General features: G+C 30.9%; 21 protein-coding genes. 3 read left to right on the plus strand and 18 right to left on the minus strand.

The window, feature by feature from the left end; translation table 11 throughout:
* Positions 1 to 50: 50 nt before the first annotated feature.
* From G9F70_RS20780 to G9F70_RS20815, 8 genes are all read right to left on the minus strand, one after another.
* Entirely contained in the window at positions 51 to 986 is a 936-nt protein-coding gene (locus G9F70_RS20780; protein WP_164945576.1) for an ABC transporter ATP-binding protein, read from the minus strand.
* Between the two features lie 218 nt (positions 987 to 1204).
* Positions 1205 to 1837 carry a response regulator gene (locus G9F70_RS20785; RefSeq protein ID WP_164945577.1) on the minus strand — a complete coding sequence of 211 codons (633 nt, stop codon included), beginning with the start codon at positions 1835 to 1837 and terminating at the stop codon, positions 1205 to 1207.
* A 151-nt stretch (positions 1838 to 1988) separates the two neighbouring features.
* Positions 1989 to 2861 carry a sensor histidine kinase gene (locus tag G9F70_RS20790; RefSeq protein ID WP_224617720.1) on the minus strand — a complete coding sequence of 291 codons (873 nt, stop codon included), beginning with the start codon at positions 2859 to 2861 and terminating at the stop codon, positions 1989 to 1991.
* Positions 2862 to 3142: 281 nt separating this feature from the next.
* On the minus strand, positions 3143 to 3760 hold the full coding sequence (locus G9F70_RS20795; protein WP_164945615.1) for a site-2 protease family protein: 618 nt from the start codon (positions 3758 to 3760) through the stop codon (positions 3143 to 3145).
* Positions 3761 to 4219: 459 nt separating this feature from the next.
* The gene (locus G9F70_RS20800) at positions 4220 to 7747 is read right to left on the minus strand and encodes a 5'-nucleotidase C-terminal domain-containing protein (protein ID WP_164945579.1); all 3528 of its coding nucleotides are present in this window, start codon (positions 7745 to 7747) and stop codon (positions 4220 to 4222) included.
* 246 nt (positions 7748 to 7993) lie between these two features.
* The gene (locus tag G9F70_RS20805; protein WP_164945580.1) at positions 7994 to 9034 is read right to left on the minus strand and encodes a hypothetical protein; all 1041 of its coding nucleotides are present in this window, start codon (positions 9032 to 9034) and stop codon (positions 7994 to 7996) included.
* Positions 9035 to 9083: 49 nt separating this feature from the next.
* Positions 9084 to 10124: a phosphodiester glycosidase family protein gene (locus G9F70_RS20810; protein ID WP_164945581.1), complete on the minus strand. Its 1041-nt coding sequence runs from the start codon at positions 10122 to 10124 to the stop codon at positions 9084 to 9086.
* Positions 10125 to 10288: 164 nt separating this feature from the next.
* Positions 10289 to 11665: a PhoH family protein gene (locus G9F70_RS20815; protein WP_164945582.1), complete on the minus strand. Its 1377-nt coding sequence runs from the start codon at positions 11663 to 11665 to the stop codon at positions 10289 to 10291.
* Positions 11666 to 11842: 177 nt separating this feature from the next.
* Here G9F70_RS20815 and G9F70_RS20820 point away from each other — a divergent pair, with 177 nt between their 5' ends.
* Positions 11843 to 12253, plus strand: a complete 411-nt coding sequence (locus G9F70_RS20820) for a Fur family transcriptional regulator (RefSeq protein WP_164945583.1) — start codon at positions 11843 to 11845, stop codon at positions 12251 to 12253.
* 57 nt (positions 12254 to 12310) lie between these two features.
* Here G9F70_RS20820 and G9F70_RS20825 read toward each other — a convergent pair whose 3' ends face one another.
* Entirely contained in the window at positions 12311 to 13555 is a 1245-nt protein-coding gene (locus G9F70_RS20825) for an ABC transporter substrate-binding protein (protein ID WP_164945584.1), read from the minus strand.
* Positions 13556 to 13659: 104 nt separating this feature from the next.
* Between G9F70_RS20825 and G9F70_RS20830 the strand changes: the two genes are divergently transcribed.
* Together G9F70_RS20830 and G9F70_RS20835 are read left to right on the plus strand one after the other, a co-directional pair.
* The gene (locus tag G9F70_RS20830; protein ID WP_164945585.1) at positions 13660 to 14643 is read left to right on the plus strand and encodes a hypothetical protein; all 984 of its coding nucleotides are present in this window, start codon (positions 13660 to 13662) and stop codon (positions 14641 to 14643) included.
* Positions 14644 to 14906: 263 nt separating this feature from the next.
* Positions 14907 to 15284 carry a polymer-forming cytoskeletal protein gene (locus G9F70_RS20835; protein WP_164945586.1) on the plus strand — a complete coding sequence of 126 codons (378 nt, stop codon included), beginning with the start codon at positions 14907 to 14909 and terminating at the stop codon, positions 15282 to 15284.
* A gap of 106 nt (positions 15285 to 15390) precedes the next feature.
* Here G9F70_RS20835 and G9F70_RS20840 read toward each other — a convergent pair whose 3' ends face one another.
* From G9F70_RS20840 to tig, 9 genes are all read right to left on the minus strand, one after another.
* On the minus strand, positions 15391 to 16185 hold the full coding sequence (locus tag G9F70_RS20840) for a hypothetical protein (RefSeq protein ID WP_164945587.1): 795 nt from the start codon (positions 16183 to 16185) through the stop codon (positions 15391 to 15393).
* 87 nt (positions 16186 to 16272) lie between these two features.
* On the minus strand, positions 16273 to 16509 hold the full coding sequence (locus tag G9F70_RS20845; RefSeq protein WP_164945588.1) for a hypothetical protein: 237 nt from the start codon (positions 16507 to 16509) through the stop codon (positions 16273 to 16275).
* Positions 16510 to 16612: 103 nt separating this feature from the next.
* Positions 16613 to 17002 carry a hypothetical protein gene (locus tag G9F70_RS20850; RefSeq protein WP_187352987.1) on the minus strand — a complete coding sequence of 130 codons (390 nt, stop codon included), beginning with the start codon at positions 17000 to 17002 and terminating at the stop codon, positions 16613 to 16615.
* 337 nt (positions 17003 to 17339) lie between these two features.
* Positions 17340 to 17963 (minus strand): ribosome biogenesis GTP-binding protein YihA/YsxC, encoded by a 624-nt coding sequence (yihA, locus tag G9F70_RS20855; protein ID WP_164945589.1) that lies wholly within the window; start codon positions 17961 to 17963, stop codon positions 17340 to 17342.
* A complete protein-coding gene (gene lon / locus G9F70_RS20860; protein ID WP_164945590.1) occupies positions 17944 to 20286 on the minus strand; it encodes an endopeptidase La in 2343 nt (780 codons plus the stop codon). Before lon ends, yihA begins: the two co-directional genes overlap by 20 nt.
* 275 nt (positions 20287 to 20561) lie before the next feature.
* Positions 20562 to 22241, minus strand: coding sequence for an ATP-dependent protease LonB (gene lonB, locus G9F70_RS20865; protein WP_187352988.1), 1680 nt, complete (start codon positions 22239 to 22241; stop codon positions 20562 to 20564).
* A gap of 213 nt (positions 22242 to 22454) precedes the next feature.
* Positions 22455 to 23747, minus strand: a complete 1293-nt coding sequence (gene clpX / locus G9F70_RS20870) for an ATP-dependent Clp protease ATP-binding subunit ClpX (RefSeq protein WP_164945592.1) — start codon at positions 23745 to 23747, stop codon at positions 22455 to 22457.
* A gap of 19 nt (positions 23748 to 23766) precedes the next feature.
* On the minus strand, positions 23767 to 24351 hold the full coding sequence (gene clpP, locus G9F70_RS20875) for an ATP-dependent Clp endopeptidase proteolytic subunit ClpP (protein ID WP_164945593.1): 585 nt from the start codon (positions 24349 to 24351) through the stop codon (positions 23767 to 23769).
* Positions 24352 to 24503: 152 nt separating this feature from the next.
* Positions 24504 to 25796, minus strand: coding sequence for a trigger factor (tig, locus tag G9F70_RS20880; RefSeq protein ID WP_164945594.1), 1293 nt, complete (start codon positions 25794 to 25796; stop codon positions 24504 to 24506).
* Positions 25797 to 25957 lie beyond the last annotated feature (161 nt).

Genomic DNA, 25957 nt, shown 5'->3' on the forward strand with positions numbered 1-25957 from the left:
ATGCTCCTTGTATTCCTTATAGGTACATAACTATTATAAGCAAGTAATGGCTAATCCCTAAGTTTCCTTCCCGTTAGAGTAAGAAATACTGACTCTAAATCTGGATTTTTACTTTCTATATTCTTAATAGAAATACTATTGCTGGTAAAGTATAATATTATCTTATCTAAATTAGTAACGTCCTTTTTGCTTTCTATTTTAATTTTCTCATCCTGGACTTCTATTTGCACAACTCCAGGTATTGCCTTAAGTTGCTCTATATTAAGCACTTCTACATCTTCTACAGTAATCTCAACATAATTTACATCTGTAACTATAGACTTTAACTCTTCCACAGTTCCTTGTGCAATTACTTTTCCATGGTCCATTATAGCTATATTCCCACATATAGCTTCTACCTCTTCCATATAGTGAGTAGTGTAAATTATAGTACATCCCAATAAGTTTAATTTTTTTACAGATTGTAATATATGATTTCTTGATTGAGGATCAATTCCTACTGTTGGTTCGTCCATTATAATTAGCTTAGGTCTATGAGCTATAGAGCATGCAATATTTAATCGTCTTTTCATTCCACCTGAAAAACTTTTTGGATACTGTTTTTTCTTATCTAAAAGTCCAACAAACTCTAGTGCCTCTTCTACTTTTTCTTTAAGCTCAGACCCTTTTAATCCATAAAGACTAGCAAAAAACTTAACATTTTCATAGGCTGTTAAATCTTCATAAATAGCAATTTCTTGAGGTACCACACCAATATTTTGCTTAATATACATTAAGCTGCTTTCAATGCCTCTACCTAAAATTTCAATTTTACCTTTATCCATTGTAAGTAATCCACATAATATATTTATAATAGTACTCTTACCTGCTCCATTAGGTCCGAGTAGCCCATAAATTTCACCTTCTTCTATAGATAAGCTTACATTATCTACCGCTATTACATCTTTGAATTTTTTGGTTAATCCTTCAATTTTAACTATCTTCATATATAACCCCTCTTTATAATTTTTGTTATTTAAGTACATTTAGATAGCAAGTCAATATGCTCGTCTATTTCATGTACCTTATATTTCTATTATATAAAAAAAACGACTTTCTAATAAGTAGTGAAAGTCACCTCTTCTATATGACTAAAGTCACATAAGGCACATGAAAATAAATAGACTAGTCTTCTGACTTGTTATTTATTTTCATATGCCTTATATTATATTTCTCCTTGCAGATAATATATTGCAATTTGTGTTCTATGTTTTAAACCAGTCTTATTCAAAATAGAAGTGATATAGTTCTTAACTGTCCCCTCTGATATATAGAGTTTACTAGAGATTTCTTTATTAGAAAGACCTTCTGCAATAGCTTTTATTATATCTATTTCTCTTTCGGTAAAGGTATCTCCCTTTGGAACTTTATCTTGCCTAGGAGTTTTAAATCCTTGTGTAACCTTATCTAATATTACATCTTGCATAACAATATTGCCCCCAAAAACAGTCTTAATAGCATCTTTTATTTTATCTGGGGAATTATTTTTCAAAAGATATCCTCTCGCTCCATTTTTTAAAGCCTCAAATATATATTCATCCTCATCAAATGTAGTTAAAATTAAGGTTTTAGTTGTGGTTTTCATTGCTATTTCCCTTACTGCTTGTACCCCATTCATAACTGGCATCCTAACATCCAATAATGCTACATCTACAGTTTTCTCAATACACATCTCTAGGGCTTCTAATCCATTTGAGACGCAACCAACCACTTCAAATTCACTATCCAAGCCAAGTATAATCTTAAGTCCTTCTCTTATAAGTATATCATCATCAGCTATCAAAACTTTAATTGCCATACCCATAACCCCTTATTTATTTTTTATTTCTTCTTCCTAATTAATAAATGCGCATTAGTTGTTAACCGTCCCCCACTTTTTCACTCTTCTAAATGTGCATTAGTTCTTAACTGTCCCCCACTTTTTCAATCTTCTAAACATTCATTAGTTGTTAACTGTCCCCGGCTTTTCTCACTTGGTCTAATGGAATAATTGAAATAACGGAAAAGCCTTGCGCTCCATCTACAATGACCTGTCCACCTTCATTGCCTACACGGTCCTCCATGCCAGCAATACCTAGACCTTTAATAACCGTATTACAGCCTATTCCATCGTCCTTAACTTCTAATTTTATAATTTTATTGTGAATTTCAATATTAACATTTACCTTGGAAGCTTTGGAGTATTTCATTGTATTAGTTAAAGCTTCGTTAATGTTGTCGTATATTAGTCTCCACTGCCTTGGAGTTATTCTATTTATGTTTCCATTATAAAGAAAATTAGACTTTATACCACTATTAAAACTAAATTCCTCGATTAATAGTTTAAGCTTGTTTATACCTAATTGCTCTGAGGGTGGTTTAATATTTTTCAAAGTAATTCTTATATTGTCCAGGCCTTCACGTAGTACATTAATAGTGCTTTGGATCATTGATTTTGATTTAGGTATATCAATGTCTAATAAAAGCTTAGCTGCCTCTAGTTGCATAATGCCTCCAGACAACGTATGTCCAATTTTATCATGTATTTCCTGGGCTATTTTATTCCTTTCTTCAAGCCTTGACATATATTTAAATTGCTTATGGAACTGCAGATCTTTATTTAGTTTATTAGAAAGTATAGTATTTTTATTCTTTAAGCTTTCATTTTCTTCTGTAAGCCTTTGAATTTTACTAAAGCTACTATTCACCAAAGTGTATACTAGATAACCTAATATGGCAGCCAATATATATTCTTGTAAAATATCATGTTTTATAAAATATACACTAATGATAATGGCTAATGCATTTATCCACTTATGCTGGTCACTCATACCTATTAACATATAAATGTTAATAGGCAACATTAATATTATTAAATTATAAATATAAGTATATTGGAACAATATTAGTATTAAAGTTACTATCAATATGATATTCTTGTGTTTAGACTTGCTAAATATATAATAACAAATCTTAATACATATATAAGATAAAATAATGGATATAGCAAAAGTGGAATTTTTCATTCCACTCTGTACGTAATTGCTTATACAATAAATCAAAATAGAAAATTCATAAAGAATAATCCATCCTTCCATTTAAATCATCACCTTCTAAAATGTTATTAAATCATCCATACAATATTTTTGAAAAAATAAAATAACAATGACCCTGGTACTTGCACAAGATAATAAAAAACTGATTGTCCACCAGGTAATAGTGGCAACATTAATATAATAAATATCGGGAATTGATACCTAGTAACTGAATCTGAAATATTGTAAAAAAACTTTGGAAATAAATCTCTAACTATATGAAATCCATCAAAACCCGGTATTGGTACTAAATTAAGAAAAAACAACACGCAATTTAAGTATCCTGTAATTTTTAGTATCTCAAAAATTATTTTACCTAGGGCACCATTAATTGGTGAAAACTTTGCAAATAATACAGTTAAAATTGCAAATACAAAACCTAGAATTAAATTAGCAATTGGCCCTGCCGCAGAAACTTTCAAATCGTCCTTATAATAGTTTTTATAGGCACTGGGATTTGTCTCAACGGGTTTTGCCCACCCGAAGTTTACTAGTAAAATCAAAATAAATCCCATTGGATCTATATGAGCAATTGGATTCAGTGTAAGTCTCCCTTGAAATCTTGGAGTTTTATCCCCTAACCTATCTGCTGTGATAGCATGTGCATACTCGTGAAAAGTGAATGCTATTAAAATTGCTGGTATCATTAAAATCTTATATAATATTTCTGATGTATCCAAATTTATTCCTCCTTTTTATCCTACAAGGTATATATCAACTACTAATTGTTACTTCCCTTGTTAGGACATCTTTGACTTATTATTTTCTTCAGATGCCTAATATATCTATTATAGCAAAGTTTATTGTTATTTTGAATGTATTATTTTTAAAACAAAATAATATATTTCTACAACTGGATTTCTTATGAATAAGCTTATATTTTTATATAAGGCATCTTCAAAAAATAGTGAGTATACTCTTCTGATCTATTTAAGATGCCACATAAAAAGACCCTATCTTCAACAGATAAGATCTTTTTTTACAAAATATAGTTTTTAAATAACACTTTATATCATCTTCTACATATAATGCTAAATATAGTAATATATCGTATAGACAATATATTACTATACTGTCTACACGGTATTTTATTGTAGAATTCTTTTTTAAGCCGCAGTCACCAGCTTAGCCGATGCTACTTTTGTGTAAGATTTGTAGATATAACCTACTTTACCATTGTAATTAATTTTATACCAAATAGCAGTTTCTGAAACAACCTGAACTACTGTGCCATATTTAAGTACTCCAAGTTTCTTTGAAGACGCTGAAGCTGCTACTCTGAAATTCAATCCACTTTTAGCTGTAGTCATAACATATTTACCCTTAATAGGTAATGCTGGTTTTGTTACCACAGGTTTTGTTACTACTGGTTTTGTTACCACTGGTGCAGTACCGGAAACAAGATTATTATTGTTTTTAACTGATATAGCTTTAACCTTTTTCAATTCAGTTACTAATGCTTCTCTTATTGGAGTCATAGTATCTACGGCATTTATTGCACCTTTGAAGTCATACTTATCTCCACCTGTGAACATAAAGTCGTTAGTAACTACTGTATAAGTTTTGTTCATGTCAACTGGCGTTCCATTTTCTAAGAACATAGCTGTAATTCTTTTGCCAAATTCAGCTTTTTCATTATAGTAAACTTTTACTCCACCTACTTGAACCCAACCAATATCTTTATTATCTATTCCATTTTCAATTACTCTCTTTAAATCAGAACCCTTAAGTTCCATTTTAACTAATGTATTGTCAAATGGCATAACTTCATACATATTACCCATTGTAATATTTCCAGCAGCTACTGGAACTCTTAGTCCACCACCATTAGTTATACCAATTTGTGTACCTGTTACTTTTCTCATAACATCAGTTGTCCATTGTCCTAGTAGTGATGTTCCTTGGGCATATCTATCATGAGGCAATTCCTTATCTGTTTTTGCTAAAACTTCACTGAGTATAGGTTGTAAATCTTTAGTATATTTATCAGCAATTGCTTTTGCAGCTGCATCTTCTACTAAAGTAGTTGGTCTGCTATATAAGTTATCTATTGAAGGTACTATGCCTGCTAATTTACCGCTGGCATCAATTTTGATTGTTAATCTTCCCAAAGTCCTTCCTGAATAATATGCTTGAACTACAGGAATCCCATTAACCATTCCACTTACAGGTTGGTGAGTATGCGCTGAAATAACTGCATCTATATTGGGAAGTCCGCAAAGTGCAGTGGCTTCTCCAGTAATTTTACCATCTTTATCTTGGAAAGCTCCTAAATGAGTTAATGCAATAACTACATCTGCTCCCTTATCTTTTGCAACTTTAGCCCATTCTTTAGCTGAAGTAGCGGGATCCTTAAACTCTAAATTTTTAACATTTTCTGGTTTCGTTTTAAATTCTGTCTCTGGTGTTGCAATTCCCACAAGGCCTATTTTTACTCCACCTTTTTCAACTATCATGTATGGCTCAGACCAAGTTACTGGCTTACCTGTAGTTTTATCATAAATATTTGAAGCGAGGAATTTGTATCCGCCATCTTGTGCCCACTTAGCTATTTTATCAGTACCCCAGTCAAATTCGTGATTTCCTACAGCTGAGGCAACTACTCCAACTGATTTCATCATTTCATTTACTGGTGCACCATAAGTTAAGTTAGACATTGCGCTTCCTTGAAAATTGTCTCCACCTGATACTACTATAGTATTAGGATTTTGTGTTTTAACTTTGTTTATTTCTCCAGCAAATTTAGCTATACCTGCATTCTTTCCGTCTGCAGCTACTGCACCATGGAAATCATTAAATGTAACAATATTAACTCCATTAGCTGCTATTGCATCATCATAAGTAACAGATTTAACATTTGGAGTTCTTCCATCTTCTGATGTTGGTAATTGTAGTTTACCATTATTGATTAATTTAGCTGCGAAGGCAGCTTTAGTAGCATCCATTCCATTGCCGATTATTTTCCAGTTATTATCTAATTCTGGAGTTATAACACCCTTCTTTTCTTCAACAATATATTTTCTTATTAAATCTCTTATACGTCCGTCGTCTCCCATAGCTTTAAAGGAGTCATATACTATTTCTACACCTTCACCCTTAAATAATCCTGATTCTTCATTAAGCAGAGTTGTGCTAGCTCTGTAATTATTAACTGCTAATTTTAAAACATCTGTGTCTTTTATTTGTGTTCCATCCGTTTTAGTTAAATTAACAATTCTTTTCCCTGCTTCCTTTGATACATCCACATCATATTTTACGCCTGAGAACATATCATAGTTGTAATCTCTTATTTTTTCATTAAATGAAACTGTTAAATCTCCTGGTTTAAAAGTATTGTAATAACTAGCTGACCACTCCATATATTTCTTTAACTGTGCTCCAGTTACTTTAAGTGTCACTAAGGTATTATCAAATTTATAAATCGAAGCTGTACCAGCTTTAATTATTTTACCTTCTTTGATATTTGCAGTAGTGCTAAAACTAGCAGCCGCTGCTACATCTGCCTTTGTATAAAACATCTGAACTTTATTAATTAAATCTATCATTGCAGTATCTTTTACTTGTGCTGTTGGAATTCCTTTAATTTCAGAGGCTGGAACCAAATCTCCGCCTTTAAGTTCTCCAATAACAACATTAGCATCTGCAATAGCTGTTGTACTATAAGATTGTAATTTAGCTGAAAGGTCTGCATCTGCTATTACTGCTTTTCCGCCTTTAGGCGTTGCATACACTAAATCTGATTTAGCATCTACCACAGAATACTTGCCAGCAGCATTTTTAGTAAGCTTAACATCAATTTTTGATAATTGAGATGCTCCTTTATTAGGTTCAGTAATAATAACATTTCCTTCTTTAACTTGAGCTATAGTTGAATGAGCATGCCCAGCTACTATAGCAGTTAATTCTGGGCAAGCTTTAGCAAGTTCTCTAGCGCTATCACCATTTCCATATTCTGCATTTTCACCTGCGTGCATAGTTGCTATCATAACATCAACTTTGCCTTTAAGCTCATCAATAATTTTTCTAGTTTCTACAACTGGATTTGTTACTGTATAACCTACTAGATTAGGTCCATCCCATTTTGTTATATGTGGAGTTACCATACCAATAATAGCAATTTTAACCCCATCTTTTTCTATGATTTTATAAGGCTTACCTATAGATTTACCAGCTTTATCAAAAACATTACCACAAAGAACTGTTCCAGTGAATTTAGATGATATTTTTTGCAGTGTTGGTATTCCATAATTAAATTCATGGTTTCCCATAGACCAAGTATCATATCCCATTTCATTCATTGCAAGTACCATTGGGTGAATTGCATCGTTATTAAATAATGATGATGAATTATCTTGAATACTATCACCATTATCTACTAAAATAGTGTTTGGATTTGCTTTTTTCAATTCTTTGACGATTGTCTGAAGTTGAGCCATACTTCCTGATGTGTCTGGTGCATTAATAGCGTAGTCGTAGGGTAAAAATCTACCATGCATATCACTAGTCGCTAATATTTGTAAATTTATTTCCTTGCTTTCTGCTCCAAAAACATTAACTGGTTGAACTAAAGTAAAAACCATCATTAATGTTAATAACCATGATGTTAATTTCTTCCCCCTAAAATTATTAAACAAATTAACCCCTCCATTCATTAAATGCTAATTTCATCCTATAATTTCTATGTTAATCTATATTATTCATTAACATGAAAATTTTAGGACAAGTCAATAAACATATTATAATACTAAAAAAACTTTTTGTAAACGATTAATAGTTTTTTTATAATATTAAAAAACTTTATAATTTTTTAGCAAACAAAAAAAACCATGCCAAGGGCATAGTTTAAAATTATTATTAACTATTTATTTTAATGTACCTACCTATTTAAAAGGAACAAAGGATATTTTATTACCTACTAAAGATACTATCCCTTTAGCATACATTTGTAAAAACTTCCCTTCATAACTAGTTTGAGATCCAGAATTAATTTCTTTTACTACACCTTGCAGCGAATCATGCTGATAGACCTTGCCAGCATCGGAAACGAATAAATCATCTCTTTCACAAGGTTGTTGTAACTCAATTGTTTTCCAGTCTTGAGTCTTATCTGCTGTTTTTCCATAATAAATTTTGCTTACTAATTTATCCTTTAATTCTCCAAGATACACATTATCATTATTATCAATACCAATTATCGTAAGCTTGTCTACACCTTTAATAGTTATCGGTTCCGTCGGTTCCTCACGAGCCGTGGCATATATTTTATTATAAACTAATCCCTCATAAACCACATTATCTTCATGGCGGGATGATACGATATTGCTCACTTTATTAGGTATGGTATTGACTTTTCTCGTTTTTCTCATTCTATCAATTCTATATATTTGGCTTCTCTCACCATTATTTGAAGCTTTTACATAATAAAAGCCTGTTAAAGTTGATCCTTGAATGTCTTCTACTTTGGTTTCTCCATTGCTCCAGTCTAAATCTACATACTTTGCTTTTTCACCTTTTGATAAATCATAGGAATATAATTCTAATTTACTAGATTCATCATCGCTTTTTTTCTCAACTATATACATCCTATTTCTATCTGGAAGCCATTTATAAAAACAAATTTTGCTTCCTTCTTCCGCCTCTACATTTTTAATTTTTCCATCCTTACAATCAACAATTTTTAATTGCTGGTCTTCATAATAGGATAAATATTTAGCATCATAGGAGGCTAATATTTTTTCTGCGCTTTCTGGTACCGTAATATCGATTTTTTTTGTTTCTTCTTTTTCATCTTCAACAATTTTTTTAGAAACCGCTTTTGAATCACTAGTTGCTAAAAAATAATGATCTATATAAAATAAAACTAAACATTGTAAAGATAGAGATACTACAATCCATATACCTATTCTTTTCTTCCATGTCATAATGATTGCTCCTTTAATTTAAAATATGCTATGCTGAGATTTAACCTTATTATCTACTCTCAACATAAATAATTGAAGGTATAGATCTTTCTCCATAGCTGTCACTAGGATTATTTATAATTTCATCCTTGTAAAACATTGTAGAAGAAGATCCTCCATCTAAGTTACTAGCATGATAAGCTCCATAATCATACAAAATATTTTGAACATCTTTTAAAGAAGCCCCAAAACTACTTATCTGTCTACCGTCAATAACTAATAATATTATTGCGCCATCTTGCCTTTGTCCAATAGCCGTTCTAGGTGCTGGACCCTGTCCACCATCATTCTCGTCACTAACTATAGTTTTCTTACCATTAACTATCAATGCTGGGCCAAAAGACACCGCTTCTGTTACCCCATCTCTTTTCATTTCTTTAATGCTATGAGCACCAACTAACAAATTTCCATCTTTAGTTATTGCAACAACATCTGTTTTAGTATTTTCATTTTTTATATCATTAAAAATTTCTTTTCCACTAGTCATTATAATTCCCGTGGGCTTTGCTCCCGTTCCTGCCCATTCTGCTCCAGCCGCTTCGTCTACGAATGCTCCACCATTAACTGCCGCAATTGCATTATTAGCTTTTGCAATTTCACTAGTACGCTCACCTTCCTTAAGTTGCCCAGGTTTGTTAAGTAGTTTACTACTGTATCCTGCCTTTATCCTAGTAGGATCCTTAATTATTAATACATATCCTTTGTATCTGTTTCCTTTTATCTCATATCTTTCAATGTCATTATCATTTTTATTTTCTACTTTTACACCAGCATTTACGCCATCTGATCTTTCTTGTGCTATAACAGCTACTGTTTGTCCCTTCAAAATTTCATTTATTTTTGCATCAGATAAAAATGCTTTTGCTAGCCACTGTAATGTGAGAGTAGTCATTGCTGCACCCACTACTGTTGTCTTCACTTTTTTAAACGGACCGTAATAAAGCATATATGGACCCGTAGCAGTTGTGAAAATAAGTTCAAATACTATAAATAATATAACCAGCTTGCTTGTACTTATTTTTTTCTTCTTACCATTTTTTCTTTTTTTCATGCTTCCCATCCTTTTTCTTATTAGATACTATCCTATTGTACAATAAAACTTTGTATTTTAAAATACAATTTTAATGTAATTTTTGTGAACTACATCACTAATTTGATAATTTCATACAAAAAGAGAGTATAAATCCATATACTCTCTTTTATAACTTGTCATATTTATAATTTTTTTGAGCCTTCGTAGGCTAGTGGTGATCTCTCACATTCATCATATTTTAAAGTTACCTGATAACACAAATCACTACCCTTCATTTTTTCAGAGGCATAGCACAAACCATTTGATCTTGAATCAAGAAAAGGATGATCGATTTGTTCTGGGTCACCTATAAGAATCAGCTTAGTTCCCTCACCAACTCTAGTTATTATTGTTTTAACTTGTTTGGGCGATAAATTTTGTGCTTCATCTATGATTACCCAATTTTTAACTATGGACCTTCCTCTAAGGTAAGCAACAGCCTCAGTTGTTATAATTCTCCTATCAAATAAGTCTTTTATCTTATCTAATAATTCCTTTTCATTTTTGTAACGTTCTTTTTCATCAGAATCCACAAGTATCTCTAAATTATCAAATATTGGTCGCATAAAGGGTGATATTTTTTCTTGCTCCGTACCAGGTAAAAAGCCTATTTCCTCATCCATGGTAACATTCGGTCTACAAACTAAAATTCTTCTGTAATGCTCACTATTCTCATTTAATATTTTTTGAAGTCCTACGGCTAATGAAAATAGTGTTTTAGCTGTTCCTGCAGGTCCTTTAACAATTACTAAAGGTGCTTTTATAGCATCGACACTTAGTGCTTCTAGCATAAACCGCTGTCCAACATTTCTTGGTACAACTCCTAATGGTTTACTATCCTTACTGTACAGTGGCACTACATTTTTACCATCATACCTACCAAGTGCAGTTTGTTTAGGGTTTTCCAATGAATGAATTATTAAAAATTGATTTGTATATAAAATTGGTATGGTGTATTCCTCTAAATTCTCATCATAATTAAGTAAAGCCTCAACTGCTAAACTTTTTTTGCTATAAAACTCTTGAAGTTTTTCTGAAGATACGAATACTTCTGATCTTCCTGTATATTGATTATCATATTCTGGCACAAATTTTTCATAGAAATCTTCTACATTAATATCTACGGCATCTGCCTTTATTCTTAGAAATATATCTTTTGTTATTAGCCATACCTCCTCTCCTTGTTCTTTAAGACCTTTGCATACCTGTAATATTCTATTGTCAGCCTTTTCTTTATTCCAAGAAGCAGGAATTTTAGTATCATAGTGATTCATCTCTACTCTAAGTCTTCCACCATTCTCAAGCTCAATACCCTCGTTTAGTTTTCCCTCATTTCTCAGTTTATCAATAAGCCTAGCTGCATATCTGGCATTAGCCCCTAAATCACTTTTATCTTTTTTAAAACTATCTAATTCCTCGAGTACCACTTCGGGTATTATTACATCGTTATCTCCAAAAGATAATATAGCACTTGGCGTGTATAGAATAACATTGGTATCTAATACATAGGTTTTTTTCAAAATATCAGCCCTCCTCTCTATATTACTAATATATGTTGCTTATCCTATAAATGAATTAAAAGTTTAATGATTTTTATTATTTTTACAAGTAATATGGAAATTATTTCTTTTGACAAGTAATAATTTTTATTATATAATAAGTTTTATAACTATTAATTAGATTATAGGATGGTGTATATGGAGAACATTACAACAATTTTTAGAGAGAAAAAGTTAAAGCTAACACCTCAACGTATTGCAGTTTATAAATATTTAAAATCTACAAAAGAACATCCTTCAGCAGAAGTTATTTACAAAGCCCTACAACCAACTTACCCTACTATGAGTTTGGCTACAATTTACAAAGCATTAAAAACTCTTGTTGCGGTTGAGTTAATAATAGAACTTAATGTAGGTGAAGGCAACTTTAGGTATGATGGAAACATGGCTACCCATCCTCATGTGCAATGCATAAGTTGCGGTAGAGTTGATGACATAGAAGGCATATCTTTTCCAAATGTAAATGAAGATGTTAAACAGTATACTAATTACGAAATTTTAGCGAGCAAAATATATTTTTACGGATTATGTAAAGATTGCAAAAAATGATTTATTAAGTAAAAAAAAGAAGTATAGAAACTATACTTCTTTTTTTTATTTAATAAATCATTTATAAGATTCTTTTAATAACTCTTCCCATTCTTTAGAATTATAACCACCAGCTAAAATCCTTTTCAAAGTTATCAATACATTGCTTTTGATTTTATCAGGTAAATTATATAATGCAAGAATACTATTATCATTAGCTTTATACATATGTCCAACCATTATTTTGCCTATACCAGTTATTTTATTATTTGCAGTTTTGTTTCCACTTATAATTCCCTTTTGCACAATTCTTGCTTGAACCTCATCACTATAAATATATTTAATAAAAGCATTGACATTATCCCCATTTTTCGCATTTATAGGCATACATACTAAAGAATTAATTATAATAGGCATATTAGAACCATAATTTGAATTATTATCATAATCTCCTATTATACCTATGTTTGTTCCATTAAGTTTAGAATTATAATAAGAAATACATGCAAGTAGAGCCGCATCACCATTATTAAAACTAATAATGCTTTGTTCATTCCCTAACTCAAAAGACTCTTTAGAAATTCCACTGCCTTTTGTTACTAAATTAAATTTCTTAAATGTCTCCTGCATGGTTTTAATTTTTTTATATGACTCCTCACCACTATCATAGCTTTCTTCAAGTTCATGAATATTTACCACTTTACTAGCGATTAAAGAAAACAGAAGTCCATTAGCATCTACATCTTCAGTTAACACTATTGGAGTTTTTATTCCCTTGTTATGAATTTGCTTCAAAACATCTAACCATTGTTCTAAATTCTTAGGGTTAGATATTTTTAATTTTTCTAGATTAACTTTATTATATAATAACTCAATAGAATATGGTACAACTCCTATACCATAATATTTATCCCCTACTCTACCATAAGAGCCTACAATGTCATAATATCTATCGCCGATAGCCTCTTTTTCATAAACACTTTTCATATCACTAATTACTCCCTTTTTGCTAAGCTCAATAAGGGTATTCCTATTAGTGAAAATCACATCAATTTCTGTACCAAGATTAATGCTTTCCATGATATCACTTTTATTACCTAGTACATCATTTAGTTTTATTTCAACATCTGGATTGGCACTTTTAAAATCCTCAATTAAAAACTTAATTACATTAGAAGAATACTTGTCAGTTGTATCCAGGAATACATTTATTTTTTTTTGTTTTTCACTTTTATTAGATTTACAGGCTGAGAGTGTAAATACCATAATTAAAATTATAAAAAAACTAAATAGATTTTTCAGTATTTTAAATGATTTTTTCATAAGTTCACCTCTTAATAATAATAAATATGAATTTTTTTATTTTTTTTCTATATAAATTAATTAAATATATAATTGTTACATATAATTTAAAGGGGGTGGAATATATGAAATTACACATACTATTTTTTAAGAAGAAATTTGTTTACTATGCTTTAGCCTTTATTGTCTTTTCAACAATTTTTACAGTTCTCTTAGTAATTAGAAACAAATCATTAAGTACATTTAATATTGTTACTGAAAGCAAAATGATGCAAGCTGATTTAACAGGGGATGGCACTAAGGATATTCTATACATAAAAACAGAAACAGAAACAGATAAATATTATATTCAAATAAATTCACAAGATAAAAGTTATTACCTTGAACCCTCTAAAAAAATTAATACTGTGGGAAATTATTATAAGGAGTGGCCAATGCGACTTACTTTAATGGACATATCTACAAACAACAAACCTGAAATATTTACTCAAGCCTCTGTAGAGAATACAGCCTCTCTACAGGATACATCATCTATAAACAATAAAGCTGTTCAGCATGTATTCCTTTGGAATAATGAAAAATTTGATGATATATTTTGCAGCACCAATAATATTTTAGGTTTTGTAGACAGTAAAAATAATAAAACGCCTAAAGTTTTATCTGGAAATATTAAAGATGGTAAAATGACGTTTACAAGTTATATTTTTATTAAGAACAGGTTAAAGTCTTTTGACTATAACTATGATGATAATTATATGGGTAAAAACACCATAACAAGCTTTATAAATCTTATGACAAGCTTTCCACTATCAGAATTAAATATGTCAAAAGAGCCTTTCTCACCTGATTTAAATGGTAATGATATATCACTATTAAGCGATTTATGGAATAAAAAAATATATTTCAACTTCCAAGATGCTGTTTTCAAAGATTCTAATTGGGACAAAGAAGGCAATGCCAGTAAAATTCTATGGACCTTAAACTTTAAAGGAAGTACTGAAAGGGATTCAAAAGACACAAAAAACTATACCATAGAACTAATTCTTAAACCTATACCTAAAAGCGATACTACTTCTACCTTTAAGATTAGTTCTATAAGTATTAAGTAATAACATAAAATTTAAATTAGATAGTTAATATATAAAATATTGTTATAATTTACGGATTAAAAAGGGACCGTATTATCGGTCCCAAGGGGGATGGGGGGGTTCCGCATAAAATAATTAATTTTATGCTAATGGAGATTTAACTCCGATTACATTTATAATATTAACCTTTTTGCATAGTTTTATTCATTATAAATGATATTTTAAATTATAAATTTATTATTGTTTAGAAATACAAACTAATTTAACATTGGAGGAGTGTTCATATGTTTAATAACAAGGAAAAAGACGTAAATAGGATTGAAACTTTAATTGGAGATCAATGCTTTATAATTGGTTCTTTAAACGTTAATGGATTAATAAAAATAGACGGTTCCATTGATGGAGACATATTTTGTGCAGATGATGTAATTCTAGGAGAATCTGGCCACATAAAAGGCAATACAGCGTGTGATAATGCCTCTATAAACGGAATGATTAATGGAAATATCTGTTGCAAAAGCACATTGTCCATAGAAAGTTGTGGCAAGGTCAAAGGAGATATTTCAGTGAAAAAACTTATGATATCTGAAGGTGGAATTCTTGATGGTAAATGCACTATGATAGGTTATGAAGATCCTAATAGTGAAAATAATAATTTATAAGATAGACAATAAAATAACAGGCCGAATATGCACGAATATTTGCTCTGTTATTTTTTGATGATTTTCATAAAAAACAGTATCATTGCAATACATTTAAATATAAGCCTTAATTAGAATTCTCTCCTACTATCTTATTTAGCATTTCAAGTTTCCTGTCATCTACTAGATGAGCTAATATATATATTAACTGTCCCAAATCCTCCTCTTCTAAGTTTTTCACAATATTATGTGTTCTTGCCTTAGGGTCAGTATGTTTAAATTCAACATCATTACTTTCAATAGGCTCACTATTTACAAACGTATTATTATTGGTCAATGAATTTATCATCTCACTAAGATTTGGATTATTTAAATCTAGATTATTTAAATCTATTCCAGCCAGCATATTTGAGATTTGACTTAAGTCTATACCTCCCATACCTGAAAATATATCTGCTAAAGTGTTGTCATTATCATCAACATTAGAATTTATTGAATCATTATTTCCATTTGAATTGTTTTTGTTATTCTTTGTAACACTTGATGTTGATTTTACCTTTGAATTCGTACTTGAATTTGCATTACCCGGGTTTAAATTATTCGCTAAGTTGCCTAGTATGTTATTACCTTGACCATTTAAATTACCCATCAAGTTTGCTAATATATTGTTATCTTGACCCCCTAAATTACCCAACAAATTTGTTAACATATTATTATCTTGACCGCCTAAACCAGAAAGTAACCCTTCAAGCATATTATTACCGCCACCATTATTTCCAGAAAGCAAACTAGATAATAATGCCATCATCGGGTTCCCAGAATTTCCATTTAGCATTTGTGTTAATGGATTACTGTTAGAATTGTTATTGTTATTATTATTGCCGTTACTGTCATTGTTATTATTGTTATTTTCATTATTCATATTATTTGTATGGCTCCTATGATGTTTTGACACATTTATCACCTCATTTATAAATGGGAGAGCATAAGCTCTCCCTGATTTTTAAGACTAGCAACCAAAGCCTCTGCCACAACCTACTCTTCCACCTCTACAGAAACAAAAACCTAAGAATAATAATATTAATAGAAATGCGTTATTGTTTTCAAGTAGACATGTTTTTTGAAGTATAATTAAGATTATTAAAGCACAAATTGGATTTGAGCATAGACTTCCAAATTGATTTCCACATCCAACTTCAGCTACTGCAGCTACTGCTTCCTTACCACAACATCTTCTTTTTGACATATAAAACCCCCCTTTCTGGGCATGTTTCAATGTGTTACATATTTCAACTAAAGTAATCATTATTTTAATTTATCAGATGTTAACCTATTATCCTTTACCTAGTTTATTCGTCACAACAGTCGTTATTATTTGAGCAGCATCCTCTGTTTTGATTGCCACATGTGAATAAAAGTATTAATATTATTATCCACCAGCAGCCGAATCCTGAACCAGATCCACCAAATCCACCAAATCCGCCGAATCCACCGTTATTAATTGGACCACATCTACATAATTCTTTGCAGTGTTTAGGGTCGCATCCGCAAACAGTCCCACAATCTTGTCCTTGACCACCAAATCCTCCACAGAAGCATAATAGAATAATGATCAAAATTATTGAGCTTCCACCGAAGATGCCATTGTTGTTGTTGTTGTTGTTGTTACAACAACATTTTCTATTATGATCACATTCATTTTTTTGTGCTAATCCACTTAGCAATCCATTCATATCCACTTTACTTCCCTCCTTATATTTACTTATTAGTTAAATAACAATTAGTAATTGTTCTCTTCCTCTGTTTATCTCTTAATTTAAAAACATTTTTCTTTTGTTTTCTAATATATACTATTCTGATAAATATAAATTGACACTGAATTTTCAATTAAAATACAAAAAAAATAGGCCTTATCACTTTGTGCAAAAATTACTATTTTACACTCTATAATATAGGTCTATTTTATTTATCACATTATTTTTATTCTATAGTCTCAGATTCGTTAAATCATCACCTTCGGTGCTGCAATTAACGACTTCAGAAGGAATTTATATTCTCACTAAAGTTTTCTTTTTATTACAGTTTAGAATTTCCATTAGAACTAGGGGACTCTCCTTCTGAAATGTCGTTAAACATATTTCCTAAAAGCTCTTTGACACCTATTTTTTTTAGTGATGAAATATTGATAATTTCTTCACTATCCTCTAAATCCAATGTTTCTCTAATTAACTTATTATTTTTTACTAATTCTGCTCTATTTAACTTATCTTTTTTTGTTGCAACTATTACAACTTCATAGCCAAAATGTTTTATCCATCCGTACATTAGAAGATCATCTTTAGTTGGCTTACGTCTACAATCCACGAGTAATGCTACTTTTTGGAGCTGAGGTCTTCGGACTAAATAATCCTCCATCATTTTTCCCCATTTGGCTTGTTCAGTCTTTGATACTTTAGCATATCCATAACCCGGTAAATCAACAAAATAAAAACTATCATTTATTAAAAAGAAGTTTATAAGTCTTGTTTTTCCAGGTGTACCACTAACTTTAACCAATTTACGTCTATTGGTTAAAGTATTTATTAAAGATGATTTTCCTACATTTGACCTGCCAACAAAAGCATACTCTACCATATTATCCGTAGGATATTGAGCAGGTTTTACTGCTGAAATTATGAATTCAGATTGTTTTATCTCCATTATTTATCGCTCCAATTAATGCGTTTTCAAGTACATCTTCTACTTTACTTGCAATTATAAATTTTAGTTTATCCTTAACACTCTTTGGTATCTTCTGTATATCTTTTTCATTGTCCTTTGGAATAATAATTGTATCAATACCTGCCCTATATGCAGCTAGGGATTTTTCCTTAAGCCCTCCAATAGGTAAAACCCTTCCCGTAAGCGTAATCTCACCTGTCATCGCTACGTTATGTCTTACTTTTCTATTAGTTAAGGCAGATACCATTGCAGTAATCATAGTTACCCCAGCAGATGGACCATCTTTAGGCACTGAACCTTCTGGTACATGAATATGAATGTCCTTATTTTTATAAAAGTCACTATCAATATTATATTTACCTGCATTAGCTCTAATATAACTATATCCAGCTTTAGCAGATTCTTTCATAACATCGCCTAACTTACCGGTAAGTTCAAGCTTACCAGTTCCCTCCATGGCACTTACCTCTACAGGCAAAGTAACACCACCCACTTCAGTCCACGCAAGTCCTGTTACGACGCCTACTCCATCTTCCATATCAGCTTTATCATAAGTATATAGTTCAATTCCTAAATACCTTTTAACGTGCGTCGTTGTAACATCAATATTTTCTTTAGTCTTTTCTACCATTTCAGTTATTGCTTTTCTGATAACTGAAGCAATTTGTCTTTCAAGATTTCTAACCCCTGATTCTCTAGTATAACTTTCTATAATACAATTTATTGAAGAATCAGAAAAATTTATTTTGCTATCTTCCATATTGTGTTCTTTTAACATCTTTGGAATAAGATGATTCTTAGCAATGTGGAATTTTTCTTCTGATGTATAACCGGATACCTCAATAATTTCCATTCTATCTAATAATGGTCTTGGAATCGTATCTAATTTATTTGCAGTAGTTATAAACAAAATCTTTGATAAATCAAAATCGAGTTCCAGATAATGATCCCTGAAAGTTGCATTTTGTTCACTATCCAAAACTTCGAGTAGTGCATCTGCAGGGTCACCCTTAAAGTCACCACTCATTTTGTCAATTTCATCTAATAAGAACAATGGATTTTTAGACCCTGCTTGTTTCATGGCATATATAATTCTACCTGGAATTGCTCCCACGTAAGTTTTTCTATGTCCTCTTATTTCAGCCTCATCTTTTACTCCACCTAGAGACATTCTAACAAACTTTCTATTTATTGCATTAGCAACAGATTTTGCTATAGATGTTTTTCCAACTCCCGGTGGTCCTACCAAACAAAGTATAGGTCCTTTAAGAGTTTTGCTAATCTTTTTAACTGCTAAATATTCTATTATTCTTTCCTTAACATCCTCTAGTCCATAATGTTCTGCTGCAAAAACTTCTCTAGCCTTGTTAATATCAATATTATCTTTAGTAAATTTATTCCAAGGTAGCTCTAAAATCCAATCTAAATATGCTCTTATTACTCCACTTTCAGAAGAATAATTCCCTGCACTTTTCAATCTATTTAATTCATAAATCGCTTTTTCTTTTGCCTCTTTAGGAAGTTTCGCCTTATTTATCTTAATTTCATATTCGTCTACTTCTCTTTTATTCTCGTCATCTTCTCCTAATTCTTCTTGTATAGCTTTTATTTGTTCTCTTAGATAATATTCCTTTTGAACTTTATCAATTCTACTTTTAACCTTTGTTCCAATTTTCTTTTCTATTTTTAATACTTCAACTTCATTTTTTAATATAAATAGTAGTTTTTCTAATCTTTTAATAACATCTACCGTTTCAAGCAATTTTTGTTTTGTTTCTGGTTTTAGTATTAAATATGAACTTACAATATCACAATATCTTCCTGGCTCTTTGGTCTCTTCTAAACTGAATAGTGCATCGGGAAAATTATTAACTGATAGATTTATGTATTCTTCAAAAGCTTTATCTATAATTCTAACTAACGCCTTACATTTCTTGTCATCTTCGAAATCTTCATCTTCAATAATTTCTACTTCTGCCCGTACAAAAGTTTCATTATCTTTGTACTCCAAAATTTTCCCTCTTTTTAGTCCTTCAACTAGTACCCTAATTGTATCTCCTGGTAACTTTAATATTTGCTTTATATTACAAATAGTACCAATACTATATATATCCTTTTCCCCTGGTTCTTCAATTTTTGATATCTTCTGTGAAACCAGAAAAATTTCTTGATTATTTAGCATAGCATTTTCTAATGCAAGAATAGATTTCTCTCTACCAACATCAAAATGCAACACCATATATGGAAATATATTCATACCTCTTAGTGGAATTAGCGGAAGAAGTTTTGTATTCTTATCCATTTTCTCCCTCTTTTCTAAATTAATATTATTTTATTAATATAAAGTTAGAACTTGAAATTCGAAATTTTATATTAATATATAGGAAATATAGCTATTAATTTACTATATTTTTATAGCAACTATAATTATAGCAACACTACTATAGTATACCTATAATAAGATTAATTTTCAATACTAGAAAATTTAAAATAAATTATAAGGCGCATAAAAACAAATAACAAGTCAAATATATTATCATACTTACTTATTATTTGTTTAAATAAAAATAGCCAATACTAAAGTTTTAATGCTTCGGCTGCTATAACATCCACATCTGGCTCAAATGTAATTGAAATATTTTTAGGTTCCTCCTGGATCAAAGCTTCTCGAATTACCTCAGTAATATTACTTACTGGTATAATCACTATGTTTTCAATATTTTTAAAGCTATCTTGCCAATTATCTATAGGAATAATAACTCTGGTAGCACCTGCTTTTTTTGCAGCAGCAATCTTGGCATTAACTCCTCCTATAGGCTTTACATTACCATGAATTGATATCTCTCCTGTCATTGCAACCATGTTATCAACTGGTATACCTTTTATTGCACTGTATATTGCAGTTGTTATGCTTATACCAGCAGATGGACCATCCACCGGTGAACCACCAGGAAAATTTACATGAATATCATAATCATCGCAATCTAAATTGAAATACTTTTCCAGTACTGTAACCACATTTTCAACTGAGGATCTTGCAGTACTTTTTCTTCTGAGCTTTTTATTTGCACTACTTATTTCTTCTTCCTCAATAATTCCTGTAATTTTAAGTATACCTTTTCGAAGCTTTATTTTTTTTGCAGAAGCTTCGATTTCCATTACAGCTCCCATATTAGCTCCATAAACTGCTAGACCGTTTACATATCCAATTTGTGGTTTATCTGATATTTTAAACTCAGACCTTGGCGAATACTGCCCATTTTCTATAACCCATTCAATATCTTCAATACTTACTTCATTTCTTTCATCATTAATAGCAATTCCACTAGCTAACTGAATTAAATTAACAGTATCCCGTCCATTACTAGAGTATTTACCTACAAGCTTTAATGCTTTTTCACAAATTTTAAGACCAATTTTATTTATTGCGTTATCCGCGATTATCTGTAATTCTTCTGGAAGTAATTGTCTGAAAAATATTTCTACGCATCTGGACCTTATTGCCGGAGTTATTTCTTCCGGACTCCTTGTAGTTGCTCCTATAAGCCTAAAATCAGCTGGAAGCCCTCCGTCAAAGACTTCTTTTATATAAAGTGGCGTATTAGGATCTTCTCCATTATAATAAGCACTGTCTAAAAATACTTTTCTATCCTCTAAAACTTTAAGGAGTTTATTCATTTCTATAGGATGTAGCTCTCCAATTTCATCAATAAACAAAATGCCTCCATGAGCTTTTGTAACTGCTCCAGGTTTTGGTTGAGGCACTCCAGCTGCTCCTAGTGGTCCAGCTCCTTGGTAGATTGGATCATGAACAGATCCAATAAGTGGATCTGCTATACCCCTTTCATCAAATCTCACTGTGGTTGCATCTATTTCTATAAACTTAGAAGATTCATTAAACGGAGAGCGTGCTCTTTTTTTAGCGTCTTCAAGCACTAATCTAGCTGCTGCCGTTTTACCTATTCCTGGGGGACCATAAATTATGACATGTTGAGGATTAGGGCCACATATAGCTGCTTGCAGGGCCTTAATTCCTTTTTCCTGGCCTATAACATCTTCAAATTTCGTTGGTCTACTTTTCTCTGTTAGTGGTTCCGTAAGACTTATACTTTTCATTACTCTTAACTTTTCCATTTCTTTTTTGCTATCTACATTAACAGACACCTTTCCATTATGGTGACTTTTTAATGCATTAAAAACATATATTCCAATTACTATGGTAAATAAAAGTTGTATTATCATCAGAAGTTGCATAATCATATTATTAGAAGTTTAATATTCAATTATATTAAACTAATCCTCCTTTCTAAGATTATTTAACAAGTTATAGTAAATATTCTATCATCTGATATTATGCTCAAGTTGTATTTAATATATTCTTTTTGTTCTAAATAATAATTTCCTTATTTATCAAAAAATAAAAAAAGACAGATAAGTAATCCGTCTTTCTATTATGTTTGCATTTTATTTTTATGCTGTTTCTATACCTTTTTTACTTTTAATTTTTTTTGTTAATTTTAATTTTTCTCTTTTGCCATTTTCAGCTAAAACTAGTTGTGGGGTTCTAGTTTTAATAGTTTCCTCATTAACTATTACTTTAGATACTTGTTCATTTGAAGGAATATCAAACATAATTTCCTTCATTGTATCCTCTATAATAGATCTGAGTCCTCTAGCTCCAGTTTTTCTTTTAATAGCTTCTTTTGCTATAGCTTTTAAAGCTTGCTCTTCAAACTCTAACTCTACGTTATCCATTTCAAATAATTTCTTATATTGTTTAATAAGCGCATTTTTAGGTTCACTAAGAATTTTAACCAATGCCGTTTCATCTAAAGCTTCAAGAGTAACTACTATAGGAAGCCTACCTACAAACTCCGGGATTAAACCAAATTTCAGTAAATCTCCTGGCATTATAGATTTTAATAGTTCTCCTACATTTTTTTCTTCTTTAGATTGTATTTCAGCTCCGAAACCAACGGAAGTAGTTCTAGTTCTTTTTTCTATGATTTTATCTAGTCCATCAAAGGCTCCTCCACAGATAAATAAAATATTAGCTGTGTTTATCTGAATAAACTCCTGATGAGGGTGCTTTCTTCCGCCTTGTGGCGGTACTGATGCTGTAGTGCCTTCTAGTATTTTAAGTAATGCTTGTTGAACACCTTCACCAGATACATCCCTAGTTATAGAAGGATTTTCTGATTTCCTAGCAATCTTATCTATTTCATCTATATAGATAATACCTTTTTCTGCTTTTTCTACATCATAGTCAGCATTTTGTATTAATTTAAGCAAGATGTTTTCCACATCTTCCCCTACATACCCTGCTTCAGTAAGTGTAGTTGCATCTGCTATAGCAAAAGGTACATTTAAATATTTCGCCAAGGTTTGAGCAAGTAGTGTTTTTCCACATCCTGTAGGTCCAAGTAATAATATATTACTTTTCTGAAGTTCAACATCACTTTCATTAATATTTGAATTTATTCTTTTGTAATGATTGTATACTGCCACAGCCAAGGATTTTTTAGCGGTATCTTGACCAACTACATAATCATCTATATATTTTTTTATTTCTGCAGGTTTTGGCAATGTACCTAAATCTAGTTCCACATCTCCCTGAAATTCATCTACAATTATTTCAGAACATAATTCTATACATTCATCGCAGATATATACTCCCGGCCCTGCAATTAATCTTCTAACTTGGTCTTGGGTTTTACCACAGAAAGAACATTTAAGTTGTTTTTTTTCATCATACTTTGGCATATCTTCACCTCAATTAATGTTATTTCCTTTTAGTTATAACTTCATCTATTAATCCATACTCCATGGCCTCTTGTGAACTCATAAAGTAATCTCTTTCAACATCATGTTGAATTTTCTCCAATGATTGGCCAGTTCTTTCACTCAATATCTTATTTAACGTATCTTTAGTTCTCATAATTCGTTTTGCATGGATATCAATATCCGTTGCTTGACCTTGAAATCCTCCTAAAGGCTGATGTATCAAAATCTCACTATTAGGCAATGCAAATCTTTTTCCCTTTTCTCCAGCTGCTAGTAAGAACGCTCCCATGGATGCTGCCATACCAGTACATATAGTTGAAACTTGTGGCTTTATCAATTGCATTGTGTCAAAAATAGCCATGCCTGATGTAATTGATCCACCTGGACTATTTATATATAAATAAATGTCTTTATCAGGGTCTTCTGACTCCAAATACAATAACTGAGCAACAATTAAACTAGCTGTTACATCATTTACTTCTTCTCCTAGAAAAATTATTCTTTCTTTTAATAATCTTGAATAAATATCATAGGATCTTTCTCCCCTATTTGTTTGTTCAACAACCATTGGCACCAAACTCATATAATTCCCTCCTCTTGTCTAATAATAGAACTACTTCGAAAGGTAATCCACTTGTAATTCTATCCTAAATAATTGATTTTTAACCACATAATTTTATCCTATATTTAAAATTAATTGCCAGAAAAATATCTGGCAATTAATTTTAAAGTATATTATGCAATAACTTTAGCGCTATCAACTAACATTTTTATTACTTTTTCATTTACAACATCGATTTTCAGATATTGTTTTTGTGCTTTTAAAATTAAATCTGCTGTTTTATCTATATCTTTTTCTCCATATTGTGCCGCAACTTCTTTTGCTTTTGCAAGCATTTCTTCGTCAGTTGCTTCAACTTTTTCTATTTTTGCTATCTCTGTTATTATTAAATCTGTTTTAACTCTTTTTTCTGCTGCTTCTTTCATGAATTCTCTAACTTTTTCTTCTGTGTTATTAGTATACTGATAATATTGTTCAAGCTCTAAACCTTGATATTTTAATTTCGTTTCTAAATCTTTCAGCATAACATCAGTTTCTCTTTTTATCATAATTTCTGGAATGTCCATTGGAACATTAGAGCAAACTGCATCTATTACAGCTTCTTCAAATTCTTTTACTTCTCTATCTTTACTTGATTTTTCAAGGTTTGCTTTAATATCATTTCTTAATTCCTCTAAAGTATCAAATTCTGATACGTCTTTAGCAAATTCATCATCAATAGCTGGTAATTCTTTTTTCTTCATGCTTTTAACAGTTACGTTAAAAGTTGCAAGTTTTCCATTCAAGTCTTCTCTTCCATATGCTTCTGGAAAATTAACTTTAACTTCTTTACTTTCTCCTGCTTTTAATTCAACTAATTGTTGTTCAAAAGTATCAATAAATGATCCTGAACCAATTTCAAGTTCAAAGTCTTTTCCTTCTCCACCTTCAAAAGCTACCTCATCAATAAATCCTTTAAAGTCTATAACAGCTATATCGCCCATTGCAACAGTGCCATCAACCTTCTCTTCGATTCTAGCATTTTTTTCTTGCATGCCTTTTAGTTGGTTTTCAATTTCATCATCTGTTACATTATATTCAGTTTTCTTAGCTTCAAGTCCTTTGTACTCTCCAAGTTTAACTTCTGGAATTACTGCTACAGAAGCAGTATATACAAAATCTTTTCCTTCGCCTATTTCAATAATATCAATTTTAGGATAATCCAATGGACTTATATCATACTCTTTTAAAGCCTCTGGATATGTATCATCGCAACAGAAATTTATAGCATCTTCAAAGAAAACACCTTCACCATACATTTTCTTTATTATAGACATTGGTGCTTTACCTTTTCTGAATCCAGGTATGTTTATAGTTTTTGAGTTTTTTGCAGAAGATTTTTTCAAAGATTCATTAAACCTTTTTGCTTCCACTGTTATTTCTAATTTAACAATATTTTTTTCTAATTTTTCCATTTTAACTATCATTATATTACTCCTCCTAATCACCACAAATGCTTGTTAACCTTAACATTATAACATAAGTTTTAAGGTCTTTACAAATATTATTAAGCATCTACACTTATATAGTCTAATATTACTGATTATAACTAAATTTTTTATAATTTACAACACAATTTTAGTAATGT

It is taken from the genome of Clostridium sp. FP1, assembly GCF_011065975.2.
Lineage (GTDB): Bacteria > Bacillota > Clostridia > Clostridiales > Clostridiaceae > Clostridium_AD > Clostridium_AD tagluense.

Coding starts and splice junctions, on each gene's coding strand:
- G9F70_RS20780 (WP_164945576.1), bottom strand. CDS start 986: ATGAAGATAGTTAAAATTGAAGGATTAACCAAAAAATTCAAAGATGTA.
- G9F70_RS20785 (WP_164945577.1), bottom strand. CDS start 1,837: ATGGCAATTAAAGTTTTGATAGCTGATGATGATATACTTATAAGAGAA.
- G9F70_RS20790 (WP_224617720.1), bottom strand. CDS start 2,861: ATGTTAATAGGTATGAGTGACCAGCATAAGTGGATAAATGCATTAGCC.
- G9F70_RS20795 (WP_164945615.1), bottom strand. CDS start 3,760: ATGATACCAGCAATTTTAATAGCATTCACTTTTCACGAGTATGCACAT.
- G9F70_RS20805 (WP_164945580.1), bottom strand. CDS start 9,034: ATGACATGGAAGAAAAGAATAGGTATATGGATTGTAGTATCTCTATCT.
- G9F70_RS20810 (WP_164945581.1), bottom strand. CDS start 10,124: ATGAAAAAAAGAAAAAATGGTAAGAAGAAAAAAATAAGTACAAGCAAG.
- G9F70_RS20820 (WP_164945583.1), top strand. CDS start 11,843: ATGGAGAACATTACAACAATTTTTAGAGAGAAAAAGTTAAAGCTAACA.
- G9F70_RS20825 (WP_164945584.1), bottom strand. CDS start 13,555: ATGAAAAAATCATTTAAAATACTGAAAAATCTATTTAGTTTTTTTATA.
- G9F70_RS20830 (WP_164945585.1), top strand. CDS start 13,660: ATGAAATTACACATACTATTTTTTAAGAAGAAATTTGTTTACTATGCT.
- G9F70_RS20835 (WP_164945586.1), top strand. CDS start 14,907: ATGTTTAATAACAAGGAAAAAGACGTAAATAGGATTGAAACTTTAATT.
- G9F70_RS20840 (WP_164945587.1), bottom strand. CDS start 16,185: ATGAATAATGAAAATAACAATAATAACAATGACAGTAACGGCAATAAT.
- G9F70_RS20845 (WP_164945588.1), bottom strand. CDS start 16,509: ATGTCAAAAAGAAGATGTTGTGGTAAGGAAGCAGTAGCTGCAGTAGCT.
- yihA (WP_164945589.1), bottom strand. CDS start 17,963: ATGGAGATAAAACAATCTGAATTCATAATTTCAGCAGTAAAACCTGCT.
- lon (WP_164945590.1), bottom strand. CDS start 20,286: ATGGATAAGAATACAAAACTTCTTCCGCTAATTCCACTAAGAGGTATG.
- clpX (WP_164945592.1), bottom strand. CDS start 23,747: ATGCCAAAGTATGATGAAAAAAAACAACTTAAATGTTCTTTCTGTGGT.
- clpP (WP_164945593.1), bottom strand. CDS start 24,351: ATGAGTTTGGTGCCAATGGTTGTTGAACAAACAAATAGGGGAGAAAGA.
- tig (WP_164945594.1), bottom strand. CDS start 25,796: ATGATAGTTAAAATGGAAAAATTAGAAAAAAATATTGTTAAATTAGAA.